Source organism: Vibrio sp. V43_P6S15P86 (assembly GCF_009904725.1).
Classification (GTDB): Bacteria; Pseudomonadota; Gammaproteobacteria; order Enterobacterales; family Vibrionaceae; genus Vibrio; species Vibrio diabolicus.
In genome coordinates this window covers 1-6229 of sequence record NZ_WXWT01000437.1, presented here as the reverse complement: position 1 = coordinate 6229, position 6229 = coordinate 1, and the positions used below count along the sequence as shown (strand labels likewise).

At 49.1% G+C, this 6229-nt stretch carries 4 protein-coding genes and 1 pseudogene; 4 read left to right on the top strand and 1 reads right to left on the bottom strand.

Going from position 1 to position 6229, the window contains the following annotated elements; all coding sequences use genetic code 11:
* Window positions 1-13 precede the first annotated feature (13 nt).
* A pseudogene (locus tag CAG69_RS22740) lies at window positions 14-227 on the top strand (hypothetical protein); the annotation flags it as partial.
* Window positions 228-368: 141 nt separating this feature from the next.
* Here the strand turns inward: CAG69_RS22740 and CAG69_RS19650 are convergent.
* Window positions 369-569 carry an ANR family transcriptional regulator gene (locus CAG69_RS19650; RefSeq protein WP_161445787.1) on the bottom strand — a complete coding sequence of 67 codons (201 nt, stop codon included), beginning with the start codon at window positions 567-569 and terminating at the stop codon, window positions 369-371.
* A gap of 403 nt (window positions 570-972) precedes the next feature.
* Here CAG69_RS19650 and CAG69_RS22615 point away from each other — a divergent pair, with 403 nt between their 5' ends.
* Genes CAG69_RS22615 through CAG69_RS19640 form a run of 3 tightly spaced genes read left to right on the top strand, consistent with a single transcriptional unit; the run spans window position 973 to window position 5929 of the window.
* The gene (locus tag CAG69_RS22615; protein ID WP_237668102.1) at window positions 973-1587 is read left to right on the top strand and encodes an outer membrane beta-barrel protein; all 615 of its coding nucleotides are present in this window, start codon (window positions 973-975) and stop codon (window positions 1585-1587) included.
* Window positions 1584-2060 (top strand): OmpA family protein, encoded by a 477-nt coding sequence (locus CAG69_RS22610; RefSeq protein ID WP_337247424.1) that lies wholly within the window; start codon window positions 1584-1586, stop codon window positions 2058-2060. Before CAG69_RS22615 ends, CAG69_RS22610 begins: the two co-directional genes overlap by 4 nt.
* Before the next feature lie 8 nt (window positions 2061-2068).
* Entirely contained in the window at window positions 2069-5929 is a 3861-nt protein-coding gene (locus CAG69_RS19640) for an Ig-like domain-containing protein (RefSeq protein WP_161445785.1), read from the top strand.
* The last annotated feature ends 300 nt before the right edge of the window (window positions 5930-6229 follow it).

The following is a 6229-nucleotide window of genomic DNA, read 5'->3' as shown; positions in this document are numbered from 1 at the left end:
ACTGGGGGCATAATTAAAGGAACTCTGGCGTTGTGAATCTGAACTTCAGGCTAAAAAACTATGGGCTAGTATGGTGTGGGCAGGAGAATGAGAGTGGAATTAAGCGGATTGGATATGAATATCGAAATACTAATTACTTCTTCTTGAAAATAAAAGCGACTTTTCTCCGGAAATCCGCGATGAACCAAAAAAGCCCCCTACGAGGGGGCAATACACAAATTAGTTAATTTTGAATATCCATATTGGGCGCCTTGCACTATCCAGTTTAAAGCTATCACGTGATACAAAAGGATACGCAGCATCACATGAAAGACTATAACACCCACTCCCCAAGATCGCTATAACGTCATTATAAACAAAGAATTTTCTTACACTCCTTTGGTTTTAAAAGACGCAAGCCGAACACCGATACGATGACAACAAAGCGCCAAACGGGCGTTTGCCCAAGGTATATTTACTCCATAAGCAAGCTCAATGGCTTGCATCCACAAATGACTGGCTTGCTCCCAATGTCCTAGTCTTTCGCTTTCACACGCTTGTTGCGCTAACTCTAAATATTGTTTTTTCATGTTGTCACTCAAATAACTCAAGATACAAAACCTTAGCTTTTCACTCTTTAGCTCTTTTAAAAGGGTTGTTTCATGTAACGCAACAGCACTCGCGTTATTTTTAAAATATCAACGCATCTCCCAGAACAAAAAACCTCACTGCTTGGAGGATAGTAGGCAGTGAGGTAAGGGGTTACATGATAGAGAGTTACTTATTGCTATAAGTCATTTTATGTTGGCATAACGTTTATTAATTACCACTTCGTTTTCCTCAAAACAAAAAGGTTCAGAATTTACTTACAAAAATACCAACTGAAATAACCATATAATAGGTGCGGGATTGTTGGCCAATAAGCATATGAAGACCATTGAGAAGTATAACCACGATCTTCTTTTTCTGGGTTTAAAAAATAGAGATACATATATGAAGTACGCACGCGCCCACTTATGGGTTGTTATGGGGATAACGATAGCAACCAGTACGCATGCTGAACCATTCCCATTAGCATCAATGGATGAAGACACCAAGCTGACTACAACGCTGTCCCCCTATCAACAAGGCCATTTCTATTTAGGTGGTCGTGCTGGCTGGGCCGCCTACCAAGACGCCTGCAGTGACAATGCCCTGGACTGCTCTGATGATACGTTAGGCTACGGCATCTACGGCGGTTATCAATTTAATTCTTGGTTCGCTCTAGAGGGCGGGGTCACCTCTTACGGCTCACCAGAGGCGCGCTATTCTTACGGTGACGTTGAGGTTGACATGTGGGGTGGCGAAGTGTCTGTTAAGTTGGGTTACCCGCTCACTGAGCGTCTTGATATCTACACTCGACTCGGTGGCGCTTATCAGCGTATCGAGAAAACGTTCTCGCAACTACCGGATGCGGTAAACAGCAGTGAATGGAATCTCTTGTCTTCCGTTGGTCTGAGCTATCGCTTGTCACAACGCTGGTCGGTTCGTGGTGAATATCAATTCATTGATGGTGTGGGAGATACCGATATCCATCAAGCCGATTCGCACTTTACCTCTCTCGGGTGACGTATCACTTTGGTCAAGCCGTACCGACGACGCCTGAACCCAAGTCGGTCATGGCACCAGTGACGCCCTCACCTCGTTATGTGACAGTAGAGCAGGCCATTTCATTGAGTACCGATTCATTATTTGATTTTGATTCATCAAAGATAAAGCAACCGGACTCGTTCTCTCCCTTTGCAGAGCAGCTTAAAGCGTATCCTGATGGCACCATTCGAGTGGTGGGCTATACCGATGCATCTGGCCCAGAGCGCTACAATCAACGATTGTCCGAGCAACGCGCTCAGGCAGTGGCTAACTATTTAGAACAACAAGGTGTCGCTTCCGAGCGCATGACGGTGATTGGCTTGGGTGAGTCCAATCCGATGGCAAGTAACGAGACGACCGAGGGTCGTGCCCTCAACCGTCGAGTGGAGGTGCTGTTTGATACAGTCGTCCAAGAAACACAAGAAGTCACAGAGACTCGAGTTGAAGAATGAGAAAAGAAATGAACATCAAAACATTATGGTTATGGTCATTATGCAGCGCCTTACTGCTGGGCTGTAATAATGGTGATGATAAACTGCTTGATGCGCCTGAGAGGTGGGGATACCAAGCGAGTGCGTTGGTTGTCACCCCAAAAAATGCAACGATTCCTGTTGGCTTGACCCAACAGATGCAAGCCGACGCGATATTAAACAATGGCCAAACGGTTAGGGTTACTGAACACTCTAGCCTCTCTTGGTCATCAAGTGACGATGCCATTGCAACCATTGACACAAAAAGGGGGGTGCTAGGTCATGCTCCAGGTGTCGTCACCATTACGGCAACGGGCGTCAATGGCGATGGCTCAACCGTCACGGACGCGGCAACCATCACCGTGAGTAACGCCACCGTACAATCCTTGCAAGTCACACCAACCACTGCCAGTACGCCGGTCGGTCTAGACAAGGTCTTTATCGCCATGGCTTTCCTTTCAGACGGTACGTCTGTGGATGTCACTGATAATACCGCGGTGACGTGGACTTCAAGTCATGCCGATATCGCCAATGTATCTCAAGGTATCGCAACTGGACTGGCGGTGGGCACCACGACGATTAAAGCGATAGGCAGTGCAAACGGTAAAACCTTTGAAGGCTCTGCTGTGTTGACCGTGACTGACGCGGAAGTGGTGAATTTTGAGGTAACGCCGAAAACCACCACGGTGGCTAACGGCCTTTCTACAGAGTTTGAGGCGTACGTTACCTTAACGGACGACTCCAAAGTGAACGTCACCGACCACGCGGGCGTGAGTTGGCGTTCAAGTGTCGGCACGATTGCTACCATCACCTCAGGCCAAGCCAGTGACAATGGTGTGGCCACGGGGGTTGCTGAAGGAGGGCCGGTGACCATTACCGCTACTGGCGAAGTCAATGGCGTATCGTTAAGCGACAGTGCGGAATTGACAGTCACCAACGCGACTATCATGAGTGTGCAAATTACCCCATCGAAGCAGAGTGCCCCTGTGGGTGTTGAGCAGTCATTCATTGCCACCGCACAACTGTCCGATGGTACCACTCAAGATATCACCAAGGAGGCAGTGGTGAGTTGGACCTCCAGTGACACCAACATCGCCACCGTGACGTCAGGAACGGCAGTGGGCCACGCTAAAGGTGAGGTCACTATTATGGCTTCGGTTGAAACACCATGGAATACGACTTTATCCGGTACAGCTACCTTCACAGTCATCGATGCGGTGGTGGCATCCATTGTGGTGGAACCTGCCTCAGCAACCGTGGCCGATGGCATTGGTCAGCAATTTACCGCGACCGCTATCCTTTCTGATGGCGTGACCACCCAAGACATTACCTCGGACACGAACACCAGCTGGACCTCATCCGACCTGGCGATTGCGACGGTCAGTGCCTCTGGATTCGCCAGAGGGGAAAGTGAAGGCGTCACGCAAATCAAGGCAATGTATGTTTCTCGTGATGGTACATCACTTCAAGCGCAAGGGGATTTGACGGTCACTTCTGCGGTCATCACTGCAATTCAGGTGACGCCACCGAATGACAGTGTATCAGCCGGGTTAGACAAAGCGTTCACGGCCACGGCACTGATGTCCAATGGTAATACCTACAACATCACCGATAATGCGAACTTAAGTTGGGATACCACAGACGCTACCATTGCGACCATCACCACTGGACAGGCCAGTGGTAACGGTATTGTTATTGGCAAGAAAGTAGGCACCACGGAGGTTAACGCTCAAGTTAATCTGAATGGCGAGATTATCAAAGGAAGCGCCACCTTAACCGTGACCAGCGCGCAGCCACAAAGCATGGCGGTAACGCCAGCCGTCAGCAGCATTGCCAAAGGCACAGAGCAGCAGTACCAAGCAACCTTGACGTACTCTGACCACACCACACAAACGGTGACGGCGGACTCAGACACGAATTGGACATCCAGTGACAACACCACTGCCACTATCAGTGTGGACGGGTTAGTAACAGGCGAAAATGAAGGTAATACCACCATTACGGCGTCAGGCACTTACGATGGCGTGACACTCTCAGCAACAGCTGAACTGACGGTGACTACTGCAGAAGTTGTGAGCCTAACCGTGACGCCTGAAGTGGCGAGCGTGGCAAAAGGACGCCAGCAGGCCTTTGTGGCAACGGCTGCCCTCACCGATAACTCAACGGTAGAGGTAACGACTAATGCGAATACCAGTTGGACGTCCAGCGCGCCAAGCGTTGCCACTATTACCCAAGGCGTTGCCACTGCTCTTGAGGAAGGCAGTACCACCATCACCGCTTCGTATGAGGTGAATGGCGTACCATACAATGCCTCAGCAACACTCAATGTGCCCCCTGTGGTACTCGAACGCATTGAAACGCCTGCGTCGGCCCAGGTAGAGGTAGGAAGAAGTACAACCTTGACCGCCACGGGTTTTTACTCGGATGGCACCAGTGCCGACCTCACCCAGACGGTAGACTGGACAGGGCATGACACTTCACGTGTCACCGTGGACAGCGGTGGGCCTAACGGAGGGTTGGTGACAGGTGTCGCGATAGGCAGCACTCAGACCCAGGCTAAGCAAACCAACAGTGATGGCGTTGACATTATGGCTAACCTGACCATGATTGAGGTGGTAGCGCCAACGCCTAATGTGGTCTCTTGGGGGGCTTATGGCTTCGGTGGTGACAGCAGCGCCGTACAATCCCAGCTCATCGATGTACAGAAGATTTATTCGACTCATCTTGCCTTTGCGGCCGTGAAAGCGGATGGAAGTATCGTAACATGGGGGAGTTCAAGCGATGGCGGCGACAGCAGCGCCGTGCAATCTCAGTTGACCGATGTACAAACGATTTATTCAACTAATTCTGCTTTTGCAGCCGTGAGAGAGGATGGCAGTGTAGTGACTTGGGGAGGAGGAAACTTTGGTGGCAACAGCAGTGCTGTGCAATCTCAGCTTCTCAATGTGCAGATGATTTATTCAACCGATTATGCTTTTGCAGCACTGAAAGCCGATGGCAGTGTCGTAACGTGGGGGGATGAATACTCTGGTGGCGATAGCAGCGCTGTGCAATCTCAGCTCACCGATGTGCAGATAATTTATTCAAACGCTCACGCTTTTGCGGCCGTGAAAGCCGATGGCAGCGTCGTGACGTGGGGGGATGAATACTCTGGTGGTGACAGCAGCGCTGTGCAATCTCAGCTTACCAATGTACAAACGATTTATTCAACCGATTATGCTTTTGCAGCACTGAAAGCCGATGGCAGTGTCGTAACGTGGGGGGATGAATACTCTGGTGGCGATAGCAGCGCTGTGCAATCTCAGCTTATCAATGTGCAGACAATTTATTCGAACTTTGGGGCCTTTGCGGCGCTGAAAGCGGATGGCCATGTCGTAGCGTGGGGAGAGCCAGGTAGGGGAGGCGATGATAACATCGTACAATCTCAGCTTACAGATGTGCAGGCTATTTATTCAACCGATTATGCATTTGCGGCCGTGAGAGCCGATGGTAGTGTCGTGACATGGGGCGATAGTCTTTTTGGTGGAGACAGTAGGGAGGTTAAAAGTCAACTCATGAATGTGGAGACGATTTATTCGGTCTCAGGTAGCTTTGCAGCACTAAAGACCGACGGTAGTGTCGTGACATGGGGCTCTCAAACAAACGGCGGTGATAGCAGTGAAGTTCAAAGCCAACTCACGGATGTGCAGTCGATTTATTCGACTCTTCATGCCTTCGCTGCGTTAAAAGCCGATGGTAGGGTTGTGATATGGGGGCATCACTATATGGGAGGTCTCAACTTAGAGCAATCTCAGCTCACTAATGTACAGATGATTTATTTAACTCATGGCGCCTTTGCTGCGATGAAATGATATGGCCACAATAGCAATTAAGAAAGAAAACCCCTCAATTTAACATGCGTTGATGTTTTTTTAAAGTCAGTGGCGTAAGCTGCTGACTTTATTTTGTAACTCAAAGCAGTAGGTGTTATCTAAGAGTCTTTAAATCGGAGTTTCAATGAAACGACAGATAACCTATCATTTCAAAGTTATTAGTAGTGTATGACCACTTATTCAAATACGGTCAAGAAGATATGAATTATCAACTGTCTTAACAAGGTAAATTGTTGAGTGGAAGGAAAAGGAGGCCTATTAAGGGCTACAGAAGAGAGT

Coding starts and splice junctions, on each gene's coding strand:
- CAG69_RS19650 (WP_161445787.1), bottom strand. CDS start 569: ATGAAAAAACAATATTTAGAGTTAGCGCAACAAGCGTGTGAAAGCGAA.
- CAG69_RS22615 (WP_237668102.1), top strand. CDS start 973: ATGAAGTACGCACGCGCCCACTTATGGGTTGTTATGGGGATAACGATA.
- CAG69_RS19640 (WP_161445785.1), top strand. CDS start 2,069: ATGAACATCAAAACATTATGGTTATGGTCATTATGCAGCGCCTTACTG.